15 protein-coding genes and 2 tRNA genes are annotated in these 18,431 nt (G+C 67.0%); 7 read left to right on the top strand and 10 right to left on the bottom strand.

The features are described 5' to 3' along the window. Positions 1-2 precede the first annotated feature (2 nt). From greB to AC1DXX_RS19405, 4 genes are all read right to left on the bottom strand, one after another. Positions 3-578: a transcription elongation factor GreB gene (gene greB / locus AC1DXX_RS19420; RefSeq protein WP_478135839.1), complete on the bottom strand. Its 576-nt coding sequence runs from the start codon at positions 576-578 to the stop codon at positions 3-5. A gap of 172 nt (positions 579-750) precedes the next feature. Beyond that, positions 751-1,383: a YiaD family glycine zipper/OmpA-like lipoprotein gene (locus AC1DXX_RS19415; RefSeq protein ID WP_478135838.1), complete on the bottom strand. Its 633-nt coding sequence runs from the start codon at positions 1,381-1,383 to the stop codon at positions 751-753. Between the two features lie 485 nt (positions 1,384-1,868). After that, positions 1,869-2,309, bottom strand: coding sequence for a helix-turn-helix domain-containing protein (locus AC1DXX_RS19410; RefSeq protein WP_478135837.1), 441 nt, complete (start codon positions 2,307-2,309; stop codon positions 1,869-1,871). 37 nt (positions 2,310-2,346) lie between these two features. Further along, entirely contained in the window at positions 2,347-2,790 is a 444-nt protein-coding gene (locus AC1DXX_RS19405; RefSeq protein ID WP_478135836.1) for a hypothetical protein, read from the bottom strand. 382 nt (positions 2,791-3,172) lie between these two features. Between AC1DXX_RS19405 and AC1DXX_RS19400 the strand changes: the two genes are divergently transcribed. Next, on the top strand, positions 3,173-6,523 hold the full coding sequence (locus tag AC1DXX_RS19400; RefSeq protein ID WP_478135835.1) for an autotransporter outer membrane beta-barrel domain-containing protein: 3,351 nt from the start codon (positions 3,173-3,175) through the stop codon (positions 6,521-6,523). Between the two features lie 88 nt (positions 6,524-6,611). Here AC1DXX_RS19400 and AC1DXX_RS19395 read toward each other — a convergent pair. From AC1DXX_RS19395 to hrcA, 3 genes are all read right to left on the bottom strand, one after another. Beyond that, positions 6,612-6,688, bottom strand: a tRNA-Arg gene (locus AC1DXX_RS19395). A gap of 71 nt (positions 6,689-6,759) precedes the next feature. Beyond that, positions 6,760-6,836 (bottom strand) — tRNA-Ile (locus AC1DXX_RS19390). A 31-nt stretch (positions 6,837-6,867) separates the two neighbouring features. Beyond that, on the bottom strand, positions 6,868-7,875 hold the full coding sequence (gene hrcA / locus AC1DXX_RS19385; protein WP_478135834.1) for a heat-inducible transcriptional repressor HrcA: 1,008 nt from the start codon (positions 7,873-7,875) through the stop codon (positions 6,868-6,870). A 31-nt stretch (positions 7,876-7,906) separates the two neighbouring features. Between hrcA and AC1DXX_RS19380 the strand changes: the two genes are divergently transcribed. From AC1DXX_RS19380 to rapZ, 3 genes are read left to right on the top strand one after another with little or no spacing between them, the layout of a single operon-like run. Next, a complete protein-coding gene (locus tag AC1DXX_RS19380) occupies positions 7,907-8,821 on the top strand; it encodes an NAD kinase (protein WP_478135833.1) in 915 nt (304 codons plus the stop codon). A 1-nt stretch (position 8,822) separates the two neighbouring features. Further along, positions 8,823-10,505 (top strand): DNA repair protein RecN, encoded by a 1,683-nt coding sequence (gene recN / locus AC1DXX_RS19375; protein WP_478135832.1) that lies wholly within the window; start codon positions 8,823-8,825, stop codon positions 10,503-10,505. Further along, positions 10,502-11,377 carry an RNase adapter RapZ gene (gene rapZ / locus AC1DXX_RS19370; protein ID WP_478135831.1) on the top strand — a complete coding sequence of 292 codons (876 nt, stop codon included), beginning with the start codon at positions 10,502-10,504 and terminating at the stop codon, positions 11,375-11,377. The genes recN and rapZ overlap by 4 nt, the downstream gene beginning before the upstream one ends. Here rapZ and mutY read toward each other — a convergent pair. The 3 genes from mutY to mutM all read right to left on the bottom strand — a co-directional run bounded on the left by mutY (position 11,374) and on the right by mutM (position 15,318). After that, a complete protein-coding gene (gene mutY / locus AC1DXX_RS19365; protein WP_478135875.1) occupies positions 11,374-12,396 on the bottom strand; it encodes an A/G-specific adenine glycosylase in 1,023 nt (340 codons plus the stop codon). The genes rapZ and mutY overlap by 4 nt on opposite strands. Before the next feature lie 58 nt (positions 12,397-12,454). Then, on the bottom strand, positions 12,455-14,416 hold the full coding sequence (locus tag AC1DXX_RS19360) for a dynamin family protein (protein WP_478135830.1): 1,962 nt from the start codon (positions 14,414-14,416) through the stop codon (positions 12,455-12,457). 89 nt (positions 14,417-14,505) lie between these two features. Further along, positions 14,506-15,318, bottom strand: a complete 813-nt coding sequence (mutM, locus tag AC1DXX_RS19355) for a bifunctional DNA-formamidopyrimidine glycosylase/DNA-(apurinic or apyrimidinic site) lyase (protein WP_478135829.1) — start codon at positions 15,316-15,318, stop codon at positions 14,506-14,508. Between the two features lie 70 nt (positions 15,319-15,388). On the opposite strand from mutM, the gene AC1DXX_RS19350 reads away from it, so the two are divergent. From AC1DXX_RS19350 to ispE, 3 genes are all read left to right on the top strand, one after another. Then, complete coding sequence (locus AC1DXX_RS19350) at positions 15,389-17,248, top strand: tetratricopeptide repeat protein (protein ID WP_478135828.1); 1,860 nt, start codon at positions 15,389-15,391, stop codon at positions 17,246-17,248. A gap of 221 nt (positions 17,249-17,469) precedes the next feature. Further along, complete coding sequence (locus AC1DXX_RS19345; protein ID WP_478135827.1) at positions 17,470-17,847, top strand: lipoprotein insertase outer membrane protein LolB; 378 nt, start codon at positions 17,470-17,472, stop codon at positions 17,845-17,847. Beyond that, positions 17,844-18,431, top strand: a 588-nt coding sequence (gene ispE / locus AC1DXX_RS19340) for a 4-(cytidine 5'-diphospho)-2-C-methyl-D-erythritol kinase (RefSeq protein ID WP_478135826.1), incomplete at its 3' end; no start/stop codon positions are given. The genes AC1DXX_RS19345 and ispE, both read left to right, overlap by 4 nt.

Raw genomic sequence — 18,431 nt, 5'->3', positions numbered from 1 at the left:
CGTCAGTCCGCAGCCGGACGCGGTGCCGGATAGCTCACCGACAGTATCTCGACCTCATGCGCCCCGCCCGGCGTCACCAGCTTCACCACATCGCCTTCGCGTGACTTGAGCAAGGCCCGCGCGATCGGGGAGATCCAGCTGACCTGCGACTGGGCGCTGTCCGCCTCGTCGATGCCGAGGATGGTGATGCTGCGTTCGTCGCCGGTCTCGTCGGCATAGCGAACCGTGGCGCCGAAAAAGACCTGGTCGCGGCCATGGTGCACCGAGGGATCCGTCACTTCCGCGATTTCGAGTCGCTTGGTGAGAAAGCGGATGCGCCGGTCGATCTCGCGCAGGCGCTTCTTGCCGTACAGGTAGTCGCCGTTCTCGGAACGGTCGCCGTTCTTGGCGGCCCAGTGCACGGCCTCGACGACCTTCGGGCGCTCCTCGTCCATCAACTGGAGCAGTTCATCGCGCAGCCGCGCGTAACCTTCCGGCGTGATGTAGTTCTTGCTGCCGGCAGGCAACGCAGGCGCAGCGCCTTCGGCGCCGTCGTCGTCCGCGTCGGTATCGGTTTCCTTGGTGAATGCCTTGTTCAACGAGAACCCTTCGGATATGAAATGCCGGCCGCTCTCTCTGCAAGCCCCTGTGAGCCGAGAGTTTGCCGCAATCGATCCGATTTTCAACGAGAAGGGTTCTGCTGGCGCACTGAACTCTGCACGGGCCGCAGCACCGCCCGRGAACGGCGCAACGCAGAAGCCCGCAACGCGCCTACTGGGAGATCGGCTTCAGATAGATCTCGACGCGGCGATTCTGCGAACGGCCTTCTTCGGTTGCATTGCTTGCCACCGGCTGGGTCTCGCCTCGTCCTTCGGCACTCAAACGCGCTCTCGCCACACCACGGTCGCCCAGGTAAGCCTGGACACTTTGGGCGCGGCGCTGCGACAGCGTCATGTTGTGATCCGGATTGCCGGTGCTGTCCGTGTGGCCCACCACGCGGGCATTGATCCCGGGCTCCTGCGAGATGGTCTGGGTGACGCCGTCGAGCACACCGCGAAACGAGGACTTGATGGTGGCGCTGTCGGTGTCGAACGTCACCTGGCTGGGGATGTTGAGCTTCAGCGAGCCGTCTGGCTGATCGACGATCTGCGTGCCCGTGCCGGCCGTCTGGCCGGAGAGCTTATTGCGAATGTTGGTCCAGTTGTAGCCCACGCCAGCACCGACTGCAGCGCCGACCGCGGCACCGATTGCGGTGCTCTTCTTGTCGTGACCGATGAGATTGCCCACGCCTGCCCCCACCGCCGCACCTGCACCGGTGCCAACGGCCGTATGGGTTCCTTGCTCGGTTGCACAGCCCGCCGCAAGTGCGGCAACGATGGCGAGCGAGATCAGTTTGGCTTTCATAGTCTTCCCTTTCAGTGGTTCGGATTTGGATTGACAGCTCTGGCCGATGAATGACCGAGCGCAATCTGCAGAAGACAACTCATGGGTGCGCGCCGTGGACGACAGCTCGAACCGTTTGATGCAAACCCGCTTTCTCAAATGTGAAATAGGTCTCGCATGGCGCCACTCATCACGAACGAAAAGGCTGATGGGTCAACCGGGGTTTTCGCGCAGAAACCGAAGGCCAAGGGCGCGCGCGGTCCACGGCAAGGCTTGCCGATCGCAAGACCGACCCCACTGATTGACTGGGTTGCGAGACGTGCACAACTGTTCCGCAGCAGTTGAATGCGTCTCCTCAAAGCCTCCCAATTCCATGGTCATGATCGACCTGCCCGCCAACCTCCAGGCGGGCTCCTCCCTCCGGCCCCTATGCAAGTACGGGGCTATTCAGCCCGCCATCGCGCGGGCTTCTTTTTGCCTGACCGTATCGCAGGCAATGATGCAGGCTAGTTGGCTTCCAGCAATTCGGCCACTTCGCGTCGGCCCAGATCGCGCACGGAGGCGAGACTCTCGAGCTGCGCCGCTCGGGGGCGAGCCTTGCCTTGTTCCCAGTGGTAGATCGTCTGACCGGACACGCCCACGAGCTTCCCGTAGATTGCTGCAGAGAGTCCCAGCTTGGCGCGATGCGCAGCCAGGCGGGTTGCGCTGAATCGCCGCTTGGGGCCGGACTCGCCCGCCTCATCAGGCTCATCGGCGCGAGCGCGGCGCGAGGAGCCCTGGCTGGCACGCCGCAGTTCCTTTTCCAACGCGCCCACCTGCCGGCGCAATGCGGCGATCGAGGAGCGGTGGAGCGCGGACGTCTTCTTGAGCGATTCGATTTCCGCGCGAACCTCTTTACGAGCCACGCGTGAAATTTCGGCCTTCAGGATGGATGCAATGTTTGGCATGTCAGCATTGTGCCGATTTCATGCGTTGCACAGGGCATCACCCCAGATCCGAGCGCTTGCAGTCGAAGACCACGCCCGGCGCGATGCCTCGCAAAGCGGGTACCTTGTTCACGAAAACCACCTCCGCCTTGATCAAGTGCCACTCGCCCGACTTGAACAGTCTGAAGAGGCTCGTGACTTCATCTCCTGCCAATGGAATGGCGTTGAAGACATAGATCGGCTCACCGGACGAGGTCCCGTCCATGCTCACCAGTTCGGCGCGCATCTTGCCCATGGTTTCCGTGTCCTTCGTTCTGGAGCGCACGACGTCCATGTTGACAGTCCGCGAGTGTTCATCGATTGCGATCCTGCGAATCCAGTTGAATGGGCCAGCCCCGCCACCTGGGCTCGGCACGCATGCGATGGTCCCTGCCGACACCGGGTTCGCTACTGAGAACAGCAAGAGCAGTTGGCATGCAAGCCGCGTCGTTCGAATGTTCATGGTCGCTTTGCGTCGTTGGACTTGGGCGGACTTTAGCGCCCAGACACCTGCTCACCTGTCCGCTCCTCGATGGATTGCTTTGCACGCATGAGAAACATTGATTACGTTTAGATGCATATCGAGAGATCTCATGCATCGGGCAGCGCCCGTCAATGCAAGTTGTTCTCGCCAAGCCTCAAAGGCTCCGCGGCGAATCTGTTTCGGTCCTTGCATTGCGAGGAAGCGGCCGCACGCAACCCGCCTCGCGAATTGCATTTGGGCGGAGCTGCGAGAACCGGCCGCCGGCAGGTTTGCCGCTTCCAGGTTACCCAGTTTCAGGCATGTCGCTGCCTTGTACGCGTACTTACATTGTTTGCTCAAAGATTGAAAGCGAGGGCATGCAATGAACAAGAAATTCCGGACCCTGTGGAACCCGACGCTCGGCGCCTGGGTGGCGGCACCTGAAATCGCCCGTGGCCATGCGCGATCGGCCAGCGTGGGCAGCGGCCGCGCGGCCGTGAGGAGCGACCTGCGGGTCATCGCCATGGCGGTGCTGCTTTTGGGAGCCGGACCGGCGTTGCCCGCTGGCGGCGCAGGCGGCCAGCCTGTCGGCGACCCGTCACTGCACGCGGGCGCCGGCGGCAGCAATGGCAGCGGTGGCGCTGGCGGGTTCAACGACGCCTCCGTCAATGCGCAAGGGGGTGACGGCGGGTCGTCGACCGCTGCCGGCGCCACGGCAGGGTCCGCTGCCAGCACCGGCTCCTTTGGCGGCGCGACTGCGGGCGCGGGCGGTGCGGCCGGAACCTCCAACAGCATCGTCGTCCCGGGCGTGCTGCAGGGTGCCGACGGCGGTGCGGGCGAATCCCAAACCGGCGATTTCAACAATGGAAATGGGTATGGCGGCGGGGGCGGAGGGGGGTACCAGGGTTTTCCAATTCCTCCCAACTCGTTTGCCTCCAGCGGGAGCTATACCGGCGGCAGCGGAGGCGCAGGTGGAAACGGCTTTTGGGCCGCCGGTGGTGGCGGCGCCGGCGGTTACGGGTCGACGTTGATCGCCCCGCTGTCCAGCTACGCTGCGTCCGGCTCCTCCACGGGCGGTGCGGGCGGCAAGGGCGGCGACGCCTACTCGCAGGCCGGTGGCGGCGGCAGCGGCGGCGGCGGATTCTTCATGAACCTCACGACGCCCGGCCTCACGTTCACCAACTCCGGCACCCTCGCCGGCGGGGCTGGCGGCGTCGGCGGGTCCGAGCTGTTGCCGGCCCGCAGCAACGCCTCGGGCGGCGGCGGCGGGGCCGGCGGCCACGGTGTCACGTTGGCCGGCAGCGCCGTGACCGTGAACAACACCGGCCAGATCACGGCTGGCGCAGGGGGCGCTGGCGGAACCGGCGGCGGCGGCGTGGGTGGCACCGGTGCACCGGGCGGCGGCGGCGACGGTGGTATCGGCCTCTGGTCCACCGGCGCCGGCGCGACGATCACCAACAGTGGTGCCATCGTCGGTGGCGCCGGAGGCATCGGCGGAACCAACAGCAACGGTGGTGCGAGCGGCGCCAACGGCGCCGGTGGTGCAGGCGTGATGGGCGCCAACCTGAGCCTCACCAACAGCGGCACCATCTCCGGGGGGCTTGGCGGCGACGGCGTCACACGCGCGTCGGCCGTGGAATTCACCGGCGGCAGCAACAGCCTGAGGTTGAACGCCGGTTCGTCGCTGCTGGGTGCCGTTGCCATCGGCAGCGGCGCCACCGCCAGCATCATCGCCGGAGCCAATGGCCTGAGCCCGGCCAATGCCCTGCTGCTGGGCGGCACAGGCACCATCGACACCAACGGCTTCAGCATGGGCTGGTCGGGCCCGATCTCGGGCGGCAGTGGTCTCGTGAAAGATGGCGCAGGCACCTTGACCCTCAGCGGCGCCAACACCTACACCGGCGGCACCACCCTCAAGGCAGGCCGCCTGAACGTGGGCAGCAACAACGCCCTGAGCACCGGCGAGCTGGCCATGGACAACGGCACCACGCTGGGCTTCTCGGCCGACGGCCTCGCCCTGCCGAACAACATCCGCCTGACCGGCACCCAGGACCCGGTCATCGACACCGGCAGCTTCAGCGCAACCCTCCTGGGCGGCATCAGCGGCCCGGGCTTCCTGACCAAGGAAGGCACGGGCGTGCTGACCCTCAGCGGCACCAATACCTACACCGGCGCCACCAACGTCGCCGTAGGCACCTTGCGCGCCGGCGTGGCCAACACCTTCAGCAGCGCCAGCGCCTTCACGGTCGCCTCGGGCGCCACGCTGGACCTGGCCGGCCACAACCAGGCCATCGCGTCCATGGCCAACAGCGGCATCGTCTCGCTGATGGGCGCCACACCCGGCACCACCCTCACGGTCAACGGCCCCTGGGTGGGCAACGGCGGGACGCTGCGCCTGGGTACGGCGCTGGGCGCAAGCGCCAGCGTGAGCGACAGGCTGATCCTCAATGGCGGCAGCGCCGTCGCCAGCGGCACGACCAACGTACAGGTCGTCAACCTGGGTGGCCTGGGCGCGCTGACCACCGGCAACGGCATCGAGATCGTCAGCGCCCTGAACGGGGCCACCACCACCGCCCAGACCACGAGGAACGCCTTCAGCCTGACGGGCGGCCATGTCGACGCCGGCGCCTATGAATACCGGTTGTACCCGGCCGACGCCAGCGGTGCGGGGGAGAACTGGTACCTGCGCTCCGGCACGACCGTCATCCCGCCGAGCGGCGGCGTCACCCCACCGGTCAGCGGTGGGGGCGGCGTGACCGTGCCCACCTACCGCGCCGAAGTGCCGTTGTACGCGGCGCTGCCCGAGCAGTTCCGCCAGGCCAGCCTGGCCATGCTGGGCAACCTCCACCAGCGCGTGGGCGACGGCGACGCGACCGGCGTCAACACCGCCACGCCGGAACAAGGCTATCGCCACGTCTGGGGCCGCGTCATCAGCATGGACCGCACCATCGGCCAGGCCGGCACTGTCAGCCCCACCAGCGAGGGACGCCTCAGGGGCTTCCAGGCCGGTGCCGACCTGTGGGCCGACCCTCACTGGCGCGCCGGCATCTACGTCGGCGAGCTCAAGGGCGACATGCGCGTGACCGGCTTCGCCCGCGGTGCACTGAACTACGCGGCCGGCTCCAACGACCTCCGAAGCCAGTACCTGGGCGCCTACGCCACCTGGAAGGACGGCAGCGGCCTGTACCTGGACGGCGTGCTGCAGGCCGGGCGCCACCGCTACACCGCTGCGCCGGCCCTGAGCCTTGCCGGTGAGGGCAAGGGCGACAGCCTGCTGGCCTCCGTCGAGGTGGGCCAGGCCTTTCGCATCGCGCCGAGCTGGACCATCGAGCCTCAACTGCAACTGGTGCACCAACGCGTGAGCCTGGACAACACCGCCATCGCCGGCGCCCTGGTGCAACAGAAAAGCCGCAACGGCTGGCTGGTGCGCGCCGGCGTTCGGGTCAAGGGCGAGATCGCCACGGGTGCCGGCCTGCTGCAGCCCTATGCGCGGGTGAACGTCTATCGCAGCAGCAGCGGCACCGACATCACCCGCTTCACAGGCCCAGCGGCCTATGCGGACATTGCCACGCGCACGGGCGGCACGAGCACGGAGGTGGCGGCAGGCGCCACGCTGCAACTGACGCAGAACATGAGCCTGTATGGAGAGCTGGGCAAGCTGTGGGCGTCGAGTGGCGGGGCACGCACGAAGGGCGGAATCAACGGCAGCGTGGGCATGCAGGTCCGCTGGTGAAAGCAGCCCCTGGTGCGGTTCTACTGGCGGCACGGGCCGAAAAAGAAAATGGCCTAGAAGGAATCAACCTTCTAGGCCATTAAGAGAGTGGTGCGGCTGGCAGGAATTGAACCCACGACCCCTTGGTTCGTAGCCAAGTACTCTATCCAACTGAGCTACAGCCGCACAGCTTGCAATTATAGCATGCGTTTTTCGACCTTCTGGACTCGCATGATCGAAAGTTGAAAATGCTGTGTTGGTAGGCCGTGATGGGCTTGAACCATCGACCAACGGATTATGAGTCCGCTGCTCTAACCAACTGAGCTAACGGCCCACTGGACCATGATTCTATTCGCCGCCGCAGCCTACTTGCGGTGGCTCAGCGCATTGCTGACCAGACGCGACGTGATGTCCACGATCTGGATCATGCGGTCATAGGGCATGCGGGTCGGCCCGATGACGCCCAGCGTGCCCACCACCTGTCCGTCGACTTCATAGTTGGCGCTGACAATGGAGAGCTCTTCGAACGGTACCACCTGGCTTTCCCCTCCGATGAAGATCCGCACGCCCTCGGCCTTGCTCGACACATCGAGCAACCGCATCAGCTGGGCCTTCTGCTCGAAGAGTTCGAAGGCGCGGCGCAGTTGCCCCATGTCGCTGGAGAAGTCGGTCACCGCAAGCAGGTTGCGCTCGCCGGAGATCACGACATCGTCTTCCTGCGCCTCGGTCAGGACCTCGGAGCTGACCTGGACCGCCGCCTGCATCAGCGCGGCAATTTCGCCGCGCAGCTTCTCGACCTCGGACTGGAGACGGTCGCGCACCTGCTCGATCGTCAGGCCCGCATAGTGCGCGTTGATGTAGTTCGATGCCTCGACCAGTTGCGACTGCGAATAGTCGGCCTCCGGGAAGATCACCCGGTTCTGTACATCACCGTCCGGCGAGACGATGATCACCAGCAGCCGCTTGTCGGAAAGCCGCAGGAACTCGATCTGCTTGAACACCGAGGCACGCCGGGGCGCCATCACGACGCCGACGAACTGCGACAGGTTCGACAAGATATGGGCCGCGTTGGCGATCACCTTCTGCGGCTGGTCGGGCGCCAGGCTCGGCGTGCTCATCTGCTCGCGCTCGGCGGTCAGCATGGTGTCGACAAACAGGCGATAGCCGCGGTGGGTCGGGATGCGGCCGGCCGAGGTGTGCGGGCTTGCGATCAGCCCCAGCGCCTCGAGGTCCGACATGACATTGCGGATGGTCGCCGGCGACAGGTCCAGCCCCGACGAACGCGACAGCGTGCGCGAGCCGACGGGTTGCCCGTCGGCGATGTAGCGCTCAACGAGCGTCTTGAGCAGCAACTTGGCACGGTCGTCCAGCATTGCAAGATTTTAGTGTTGTAATTTGTGAGATATGACTTCCCGCTTCCGTCACGTCGCCCTGATCGGCAAATACCAGGCTTCCGGCGCCAGAGCGCAGGCGGATGCGCGCGACGGCGTGATGGAGGGCATCGGCGCCTTCCTGGAATCGCAGGGCTGCACGGTTTTCGTCGAGCGTTCTGTGGTGGAGGAAGCCGATGATGCGCCCCCCGCTCCCAGCGCCCGCTACGAGGCCCTGAGCGTCGAGGAAATCGGCCAGCGCTGCGACCTCGGCCTGGTGGTCGGCGGCGACGGCACCATGCTCGGCATCGGCCGGCAACTCGCCTGCTACGGCATCCCGCTGATCGGCATCAACCGCGGCCGGCTCGGCTTCGTCACCGACATTCCGCTGGACAACTACCAGGCCACGCTGATCCCCATGCTGGCCGGCGAGTACGAGGAAGACCACCGCAGCCTGATGCACGCGCAGGTCATGCGCGACGGCGTCTCGGTGTTCGACGCGCTCGCCATGAACGACGTCGTGGTCAACCGCGGCGCCACCTCGGGCATGGTCGAACTGCGCGTCTCGGTGGGCCGCCATTTCGTGGCCAACCAGCGCGCCGACGGCCTGATCATCGCCACGCCCACGGGCTCGACCGCGTATGCGCTGTCCGCTGGCGGGCCTTTGCTTCATCCGGCGGTGCCCGGCTGGGTGCTGGTGCCGATCGCGCCGCACACGCTGTCGAACCGCCCCGTGCTGCTGCCCGATGCCGACGAGATCGTCATCGAGCTGGTGGGCGGGCGCGACGCCAGCGCCAATTTCGACATGCAGTCACTCGCCTCGCTCGCGATCGGCGATCGCGTGGTGGTGCGCCGCTCCGAATACCGGGTGCGCTTCCTGCACCCCCGGGGCTGGAGCTATTTCGACACGCTGCGCAAGAAACTTCATTGGAACGAAGGAGGCTCCTGAAATGGCGCTGCGACGCATCGCACTGCGCGACTTCGTGATCGTGCGATCACTCGAACTCGACCTGTCCGGCGGCTTCACGGTGTTGACCGGTGAAACCGGCGCGGGCAAATCCATCTTGATCGACGCGCTGCAACTGGCGCTCGGCAACCGCGCCGACGCCGGCGCGGTGCGCGAAGGCGCCGAACGGCTCGACGTGAGCGCCGAATTCGATGCCGACCCGGCGCTCGATACCTGGCTCGACGAAGGCGGCTTCGAGGCCGGCGATGCCCTGCTGCTGCGCCGCACCGTCGACCTGCAGGGTCGCAGCCGCGGCTGGATCAACGGCAGCCCGGCCACCGCCACGCAGCTGCGCGAACTCGGCGATCGCCTGCTCGACATCCACGGCCAGCACGCCTGGCAAAGCCTGACGCGCCCCGAGGCCGTGCGCGGCCTGCTCGACGCCTATGCGGGCGTGCGCACCGATGCGCTCGACGCCGCCTGGCAAGGCTGGCGGCAGGCGCTCTCCGCCCTCGAGCACGCACGCTCGGCGCAAGACTCGCTGCAGCGCGAACGCGAGCGGCTGCAGTGGCAAATCTCCGAGGTCGCCAAGCTCGCTCCCGGCGTCGACGAATGGGAAGAGCTGTCGACCAACCACTCGCGCATCTCCAACGCCCAGGCCCTCATCGATGCGGCACAAGGTGCCAGCCAGGCGCTCGAAGACGACGACAACGGCGCCCTCTCCGCGCTCACGCGCGCGGCCACGCTGCTGCAGAACTGCGAGCACATCGAGCCCGAATTCCGCACGCTGGGCGAAGTGCTCGCCTCTTGCGTGGCGCAGGCTTCGGACGCCGCCCACACGCTGCACAGCTACCTGCGCAATGCCGAGGCCGATCCGCAAAGCCTCGCCGAACTGGACGAACGCATGGGGCTCTGGATGTCGCTCGCGCGCCGCTACAAGCGCACGCCCGGCGAACTGCCGGCACTGCTGGCCGGCTGGCAGGCCGAGCTGCAGGCGCTCGATGCGCAAAGCGATCTCGAAGGCCTGGAACGCGCCGAACAAAACGCGCAGCAGGCCTACCTGAAAGAGGCCAAGGCACTCGGCAAGGCCCGCAAGCAGGCCGCTCCGCGCCTCGCCCAGGCCGTCACGCAAGCCATGCAGGGCCTCGGCATGCAGGGTGGGCGTTTCGAGGTCGAACTGCAGCCGCTGGCGCAGCCCAGCCGCGCGGGCCTTGAAGATATCGCGTTCCTCGTGGCCGGCCATACCGGCAGCACCCCGCGCGCCATCGGCAAGGTGGCATCGGGCGGCGAACTCTCCCGCATCGCGCTGGCCATCGCCGTGACGACCAGCCAGCTCGGTGCCGCCCAGACGCTGATCTTCGACGAGGTCGATGCCGGCGTCGGTGGGGCCGTCGCCGAGACGGTGGGCCGCCTCATGAAGCAGCTCGGCCGCGACCGCCAGGTGCTCGCCGTGACCCACCTGCCGCAGGTGGCTGCCTGCGCCGACCACCACCTCGTGGTGGCCAAGCGCCAGACGACGACGGCCGGCAAGGACGGTCCGCGCACCGAGAGCGGTGTCTCGCGGCTCGACGACGACAACCGCGCCAATGAAATCGCCCGCATGCTGGGCGGCGAAAAGGTCTCGCAGACCTCGCTCGCGCATGCCCGCGAAATGCTCGGCCACCAGGCCTCGGCGACAGCGCCATGAACCTCGACCTGGTGCTCATCACCGGCATGTCGGGCTCCGGCAAGTCCGTGGCGCTGCACGCGCTGGAAGACGCGGGCTACTACTGTGTCGACAACCTGCCGCCCGAGTTGCTGACCTCCTTCATCGCGCTGCAGCACGAGCAGCAGGCGACGCACGTGGCCATCGCGATGGATGTGCGCAGCGGCGTCTCGCTGCCGATCGTTCCGCAACAGCTCGAAGCGCTGCGCCGCGACGGCGTATCGCTGCGCTCGCTGTTCCTCGATGCGACCACCGATGCCCTGCTGCGCCGCTACTCGGAAACCCGCCGGCGCCATCCGCTCTCGCGCCAGGAAGGCCGCACCGATATTCCGGAGCAGCAGCGCGTGCTCGTGCAGGCCATCGAGCTGGAGCGCGAGCTGCTGGCCGATCTGCGCGACGGCGCCGACGTGATCGACACCAGCCTCATCCGTCCTGCGCAGCTGCAGAGCTACATCAAGGCGCTGATTTCCGCGCCGCAGAGCGCGCTCACGCTGGTGTTCGAGTCGTTCGCCTTCAAGCGCGGCGTGCCGCTCGACGCGGACTACGTGTTCGACGTGCGCATGCTGCCCAACCCGCACTATGTGCCTGCGCTGCGCCCCCTCACCGGCCGCGACACGCCGGTGATCGAGTGGCTGCGCGCGCACGAGGACGTGGCGCGCATGTACGACGACATCGCGCAGTTTCTTTCGCATTGGCTCGACGCGCTGGCACGCGACCATCGCAGCTACGTCACGGTGGCGATCGGCTGCACCGGCGGACAGCACCGCTCGGTGTTCCTGGTCGAGCAGTTGGCACACACCTTCGGGGCCCGCTGGGGCGCCCTGAAGCGGCACCGCGAGCTCGACGCGAGCTAAGGCTGAGCCGCGCTGCTGCGGCTCTCCAGCAGCTTGCGCACCGGCGCGGGCAGTCCCAGCCGGCGCCACTCTTCGGTATCGACCCAGCGCGCGGCGTCGCCCCGGGGCTGTACGCCTTCGAGCAGCACCGGATGCAGGTGCAGGTCCTTGTGTGTCAACACATGCACGAAGGGCGGGAGGTCTTGCGCGCCGTGCTGCGCAGCCGGCGGCAATGCTGCGAGCAGGTCTTCTCGGCTGTCGAACACCGGCAGGCAATGGAGCCCGGCCCAGATGCCTTTCGCCGGCCGCTTCTCCAGCCAGACGCGGCCCTGCGCATCGCGCGCGAGCAGCACCCAGAGCGACTGCGCGCTGCGCTTCAGCTTGCGGGTCTTGACGGGATAGCGCTCCGGCGCGCCCTCGCGCAAGCCCACGCAGGTCTTGTTCACCGGGCAGATCATGCAGCTCGGCTTGCGCGGCAGGCAGACCGTGGCGCCGAGGTCCATCAGCCCTTGCGTGTAGCTCGCGATGGCTTCGCGTTGATCGGCAGGCGGAAGCAACTGCGTTGCCCGGTCCCATAGCGCACGCTCCTGCGCCGATGAAGACAGATCGCCGCCGAAGCCAAGCACGCGCGTCAATACGCGCTTCACGTTGCCATCGAGAATCGCCACCCGCTCGCCAAAGCAGAAGGCCGCAATCGCTGCGCCGGTGGAGCGGCCGATACCGGGCAAGGTCATGAGCTCGGCGGCAGTGTGCGGAAACTCGCCGCCGAATCGCTCGACGACCTCCTGCGCGCAGCGATGCATGTTGCGCGCGCGGCTGTAGTAGCCCARCCCGCTCCAGAGCCCGAACACCTCGTCTTCGGTACCGGCGGCAAGCGCCTTCACATCCGGAAAGCGGTCGAGAAAGCGCGCGAAGTAGCCGAGCACCGTCGACACCTGCGTCTGCTGGAGCATCACCTCCGACAGCCAGACACGGTACGGATCGCGGGTGTTCTGCCACGGCAGCTCGCTGCGCCCGTGGCTGCGCTGCCAGCTCACGATCTGCGCGGCGAGATCCGGCGGCCTCTGCGAACCCGCTGCAGCTCCGGAAACGGAACGCTCAGGCCGCACGCAGCTCGCTGACGGTGGCCATGGCCGGCGACTTTCCTTGCTGCGTGATCAGTGAAGTGAATTCGCGCAGGCGGAGATGCAGCTCGGCCAGGTTGCTCTCCTGCGCGGCGAGCTCGAGCAGCCGTTCGTCGAGATTGCCCGCGGCATTCTGGATGCGCTCGATCGCCTCGATGCGCTTGCTGAAGTTGCGGCGGCGCTCCTTGAGCTGCGCGTCGATCTGCGCGCTCGCGCCCTTGCTCCAGCGTTCGACCTCGGTCATCGCAGCCTCGTTGACCAGGCGCAGGCGGCTGGCCAGCGCGCGAACCAGCTTGTCGCAGAAATCCGCCTGCGCGAGCTTCAGCAGGTTGCCGACGCCCAGGTAGTGGATGTGACTGCGTTCGATCTGGCTCAACTCCTGCTCGAAGCCCGTCAGATCGGGCTCGGCCGGGGCCTGCAGGGTGAAGCCTTGCTCGGCATTGAGCTGGCGGAAGGTGGCGTGCAGCATCGACTGGATCTCGGCCGTCGTCGCCTGCACTTCGCGCAGGTTGTTGCGCAGCGAATCGAAAGTCTCGCTGTACACCTTGCGGACGTTGAATTTGACGCCGGGGCGCTTGAGCGCGGTCGACAGCCGCACCATGTCGGCCTTGAGCGCAGTGCGGCCCAGCACGGCATACACCTCGCGCAGCAGCTTGCCCTGCACCGAGCGCAGCGCCAGGATGCGGGTGTTGCTGCCCTCGAACTCGGCATGCTCCTGGTCGATGCGCGAACGCATGTGGCGGATCACCGAAACATTCTTGCCGCGCAGCCCCTGCAGCTCGAGTGCCTGCTCCGACAGGTCGCGCTGGCGCACCTTCAGGATGCGTTCGGCCTCGGCGCGCAGCGCGGTCATGCCGGCGTCGACGGCGAGCCGCAGCATGGTCTCGCGCTTGCCGAGCACGCCTTCGCCCAGCAGGGTTTCGAGCGCCGGCAGGCGGCTGGCTTCAAGCAGCCGGCCGTCGTGCTGGATCTTGGCCTGCAGGCCCTTCTGTGCGGAAACCGGCAGCACCTGTGCGAGCGGCACCTCGAGCAGCCTCGCCGCGCTGTCGCGCTGGCGCTCGATCTGCAGTTCGATCTGTGCGGGCGTACTCAGCGAATCCCACATCGTGTCGATCTTGTTGAGCACGACGAAGCGCGTGTCGCCACCATCGTCCTCGGTGATCAGGTGCTCGCGCCAGATCGACAGGTCGGAACGCGTCACACCGGTTTCGGCGCCCAGGATGAAGACAACCGCGTGTGCCTGCGGAATCAGGCTCACCGTCAACTCGGGCTCGGCACCGATCGCGTTCAGGCCCGGGGTGTCGAGAATCACCAGCCCCTGCTCCAGCAAGGGATGCGGCATGTTCAGCACCGCATGGCGCCAGCGCGGAATTTCGACGCGGCCCTCGGCGTCCTGCACGGGGTTGTCGTCGGGCGTCTCGTCGTCCCAGAAGCCCAGCGCGCGCGCCTCGTCCTTGCTCACCCATCGGACTTCGGCCACCTTGCCCATCGCCTGGGCCAGCTGTTCGGCGTTGCCCACCTCGATCGGAATCTCGGTCCAGCGTGTCGGCTTCTCGCGCCAGTGGGTCAGCGAATGCGGCTCCAGGCGGGTTTCGATCGGCAGCAGGCGCAGCTTGGGCGCCATCGCGGCGTCATAACCCAGCTCGGTCGGACACATCGTGGTCCGCCCCGCGCTCGCAGGCATGATGCGACGCCCGTAGTCGGCAAAGAAGATCGCATTGATCAGCTCCGACTTGCCACGCGAGAACTCGGCCACGAACGCAACCATCACCTTGCTGGTGCGGATCTGCAGTTCGAGCCCCCGAAGGCGCTCGGCCACGGACTGGTCGAGCAGCTCGTTCTCGGTCAGCCAGCGGGACAGCCACTGCAGCCGGCGGGCGAAATTGCTCCGCCAGGCGCCGTGCTGATCGAGTTGTTGGTTGAAAGAGCGGCTCAAGGGAAATATGTAAGAAAGAGCTTACAAATATAGCATCGCAAACCGTGGAGCGCTCATTTGCGGGAGCATTCGATGGAAAGTGCGCGACGCTACTTTTGACAATTGGGGCAATAGTAGGTGGAACGCTGCCCCTGGCGGAGCTGTCGGATCGGCGTTGCGCAGACCCGACACGGCTCGCCGGCCCGGCCGTAAACGGTCGCCTCGAGCTGGAAATAGCCGTTCTGTCCGTCCACGTTCGAGAAATCGCGCAGCGTGCTGCCGCCCTTTTCCACCGCCCTGGCCAGTATTTCGCGCACCGCCGCATGCAGCTTGGCGGCTCGCGGCCGGCTGATGCGTGCGGCCGACAGGGTCGGCCGGATGCCGGCCTGAAACAGCGCTTCGGATGCATAGATATTGCCGACGCCCACGACCACATCGCCCGCCAGCAGCACCTGCTTCACGGCCGCCTTGCGCTTGCGCAGGCCCGCATGGAAGGCGTCGAGGTCGAAAGCATCGCCCAGCGGCTCCATGCCCAGGCCGCCAAGCAGCTTGATCGCCCAGGGCGCGGCCTCGTCCTCCACGTAGACCACGGCGCCGAAGCGGCGCGGGTCGTTGAGCCGCAGGGTGCCGCGGTCGGTGACGAGGTCGAAGTGGTCGTGCGCGCCCGGTGGCGGTAGCGCCGCATCGAAACGCAGGCTGCCCGACATGCCCAGGTGCAACAGCAGCAGGCCCTGGTCGAGGTCGATCAGCAGGTACTTGCCACGGCGCCGCACCTCGCGCACATGCCGCCCGACCAGCGCCCCGGGCATCACCATCAAGGCCCAGCGCAGCGGCTTGCCGATGCGCACGGCATCGACGCGCGCGCCGGCTATGCGGTCGGCAAAACCGCGCCGGGTGACTTCGACTTCGGGTAGCTCAGGCATGAAAGTAAAACTCCGGCGAAGACGAAGCCCCACGCGGCGCTCGTTCAAAAGCCTCGATTATTATGGTTGGATGATTCCATCGCCCCGCCGACACCGCCTTGCGGCGGCCGCGTCTCTCGTGCTGCTGGCTTGCGCAGTCCACGCGCAAACCTCCGATCCCGCTGCCCCTGGCAGCCCGGCCCCGGTCATCGAGCGCAGTGCGCCGCCGAGGCCCGCGGTGAGGCCCAGGACCGCCGCCGTCAAGCCGGCGGCCAGCGAGCCTGCTGCACAGGCGTCGGCGCTGACGGCCGATCTGTTCTATGAAATCCTGATGGGCGAGTTGACGACCCGCTCCGGCGATCCCGGCTCCGGCTATGCGCTGGTGCTCGATGCCGCCCGGCGGCTGCGCGACGGCAAGCTGTTCCAGCGGGCGGTCGAGATCGCACTGCAGTCGCGCTCCGGCGACGCTGCACTGGCGGCATCACGGGCCTGGCAGGAAACGCTGCCCAATTCGCGCGACGCCCGGCGCATCGAACTGCAGATCCTGATCGCGCTGAACCGCATCGGTGAAACGGTCGAGCCATTGCGCGCCGAAGTGGCGGCCACCTCACAGATCGAACGCCCGCTGCTCATGGCGGTGATTGCGCGCAACTATTCGCGTGCCTCGGACAAGAAGCTGGCCGCCTCGGTGGTCGAGCGCGCCTTGGTCGACGAACTCAAGAGCCCCACCACCGGCGGATTGGCCTGGGCCACCGTGGGGCGGCTGCGCCTCAATGCCGGCGACAACTCCGGCGCCCTGGAAGCCGCGCGCAAGGGGCAGGAGATCGATCCTGCTTCCGACGCACCCGCCGGGCTCGCGCTCGAGCTGATCGATCCCGGCCAGCCGCTGGCCGAGCCGATCGTGACGCGCTACCTCGCGAGCAACACCAAGGCCGCGCCCGACCTGCGCATCGCCTATGCGCGCGTGCTGGTCGAGAACCGGCGCTATGCCGATGCCGCCACACAACTGCAGACACTCACGACGTCACGCCCCGAACTGGCGGAACCCTGGCTGCTGCTGGGCAGCCTGCAGATGCAGGCCAAGCAGGACGCGGCGGCCGAGACCTCGCTCAAGCGTTACGTCGAACTCGCCTCGGGTCAGGGCAAAGACAAGGACAAGGATGTCGACCCGGCCGATCGCAAGCGCGGGGTGACGCAGGCTTATCTCGCCCTCTCGCAGCTTTCGGAACGGCGCAAGGACTTCACTGGCGCGGAACGCTGGCTGGCGCGCATCGACAGCACTGACGAGTTGATCGTCGCGCAAACCCGCCGCGCGGGCTTGCTGGCGCGCCAGGGCAAGCTGCCCCAGGCACGCGAAGTCATCCGCAGCCTGCCGGAGCGCACGCCCGAGGACAAGAAGCAGAAATTCCTCGCCGAAGTGCAGCTGCTGCGCGACGCCAAGCAATACCAGGCCGCCTTCGACATGCTGGCCCAGGCCTCCGCGGCCGCGCCCGATGACAGCGACCTGGTCTATGACCAGGCGATGGTGGCCGAGAAGCTGAACCGTCTCGACGACATGGAGCGCCTGTTGCGCCGGCTGATCCAGCTGAAGCCCGAGAGCCAGAATGCGTACAACGCGCTGGGCTACTCGTTCGCCGAACGCAAGATCCGGCTCGACGAAGCCCGCACGCTGATCCAGAAAGCGGTGCAATTGGCGCCGGAAGATCCGTTCATTGCCGACAGCCTGGGCTGGGTCGAATTCCGGCTCGGCAACACGGCCGAAGCGATCCGCATCCTCGAGGCCGCCTACAAGACCCGGCCCGATCCCGAGATCGGCGCGCATTTCGGTGAAGTGCTGTGGACCGTCGGCCAGAAGGATCGCGCAGTCACGATATGGAAAGAAGCGCTGCTGAGCGACGCCGAGAACGAGACCCTGCAGGAAACGCTCAAGCGCCTGCGGGTCAAGCCGTGATGAGGCTCGCCTCCAGGCTGCGCGCACTTCGTGTCGCAACGCCCACCCCCTACCGAGGGCAACACCAGCGGCCCGGCGAAGCCGGTTCCGCGGTGTTTCCCGAAGGGGGTCGCCGCGCCTTGCTGACGGCGGCTGGGGCGACTCTTCTTTTGATAGCAGGCTGCGCCCAGTTGACGGGTGGCTCCTCCGCAACGCGGGGCTCGGACAGCTGGAGCGGCCGCATGTCCCTGCGCATCGACAGCGAACCGGTCCAGACTTTTTCCGCGCTCTTCGAACTGCGCGGCTCGCCCGATGCCGGCGACCTCACGCTGACGACCCCGATCGGCAGCACCCTGGCCCAATTGCACTGGGCGCCGGGCGAAGCCCTGCTGAAAAACGGCAGCGACACCCGCCGCTACGACTCCGTCGACGCGCTGATCGAAGCCGCCACCGGCGCAGCGATTCCGGTCGGCGCGCTGTTCAGCTGGCTGGCAGGGCGCGACGAGCGCGTGCCCGGCTGGCGCCCCGATCTGGGCCAGCTTGCGAACGGCCGCCTCCAGGCCACCCGCGAATCCCCGAGCCCCCGGGCGGACCTGCGCATCGTGTTCGAGCGGTCATGAAGGCCCTCTACGACCTCCCCGCACCGGCCAAGCTCAACCTGTTCCTGCACATCACCGGCCGGCGCGACGACGGCTACCACCTGTTGCAATCGGTCTTCATGTTGATCGACTGGTGCGACACGCTGCACGTCGAGCTGCGACGCGATGGCCAGCTCACCCGCGAAGACCTGACGACCGAGCTGCCGGACGACGACCTGATCCTGCGCGCAGCGCGGGCGCTGCAGGCGCACGCAGCACCCGGCCAGGGCGCCCACATCGGCGTGGCAAAGCATGTCCCGGCCCAGGCCGGCATGGGCGGCGGCTCTTCGGACGCCGCCACCTGCCTGCTGGCGCTGAACCGCCTGTGGAACCTGAACCTGCCCCTGTACCGGCTGGCGCAGATCGGCCTGAAATTGGGCGCCGACGTGCCCTTCTTCCTCGGCGGGCACAATGCATGGGTCGAGGGAATCGGCGAGGAAATCACGCCCGTCGTCCTGCCTCCGGCACGGTTCGCGGTGGTCAAGCCGCCCGAAGGATTGGACACCCATCTAATTTTTTCAGCGACTGATCTTCAACGCGCCACTCCTGTTGCTATAATCTCGGGC

Source organism: Variovorax sp. P4_B10 (genome assembly GCF_056402375.1).
This window is presented reverse-complemented; position numbering and strand designations above follow the sequence as displayed.

Bases quoted from the DNA above. Each gene is read 5' to 3' on its own strand.
- hrcA (WP_478135834.1), bottom strand. From the start codon at position 7,875: ATGCTGGACGACCGTGCCAAGTTGCTGCTCAAGACGCTCGTTGAGCGC.
- recN (WP_478135832.1), top strand. From the start codon at position 8,823: ATGGCGCTGCGACGCATCGCACTGCGCGACTTCGTGATCGTGCGATCA.
- AC1DXX_RS19400 (WP_478135835.1), top strand. From the start codon at position 3,173: ATGAACAAGAAATTCCGGACCCTGTGGAACCCGACGCTCGGCGCCTGG.
- AC1DXX_RS19350 (WP_478135828.1), top strand. From the start codon at position 15,389: ATGATTCCATCGCCCCGCCGACACCGCCTTGCGGCGGCCGCGTCTCTC.
- rapZ (WP_478135831.1), top strand. From the start codon at position 10,502: ATGAACCTCGACCTGGTGCTCATCACCGGCATGTCGGGCTCCGGCAAG.
- AC1DXX_RS19345 (WP_478135827.1), top strand. From the start codon at position 17,470: ATGTCCCTGCGCATCGACAGCGAACCGGTCCAGACTTTTTCCGCGCTC.
- AC1DXX_RS19405 (WP_478135836.1), bottom strand. From the start codon at position 2,790: ATGAACATTCGAACGACGCGGCTTGCATGCCAACTGCTCTTGCTGTTC.
- mutM (WP_478135829.1), bottom strand. From the start codon at position 15,318: ATGCCTGAGCTACCCGAAGTCGAAGTCACCCGGCGCGGTTTTGCCGAC.
- AC1DXX_RS19415 (WP_478135838.1), bottom strand. From the start codon at position 1,383: ATGAAAGCCAAACTGATCTCGCTCGCCATCGTTGCCGCACTTGCGGCG.
- AC1DXX_RS19380 (WP_478135833.1), top strand. From the start codon at position 7,907: ATGACTTCCCGCTTCCGTCACGTCGCCCTGATCGGCAAATACCAGGCT.
- AC1DXX_RS19410 (WP_478135837.1), bottom strand. From the start codon at position 2,309: ATGCCAAACATTGCATCCATCCTGAAGGCCGAAATTTCACGCGTGGCT.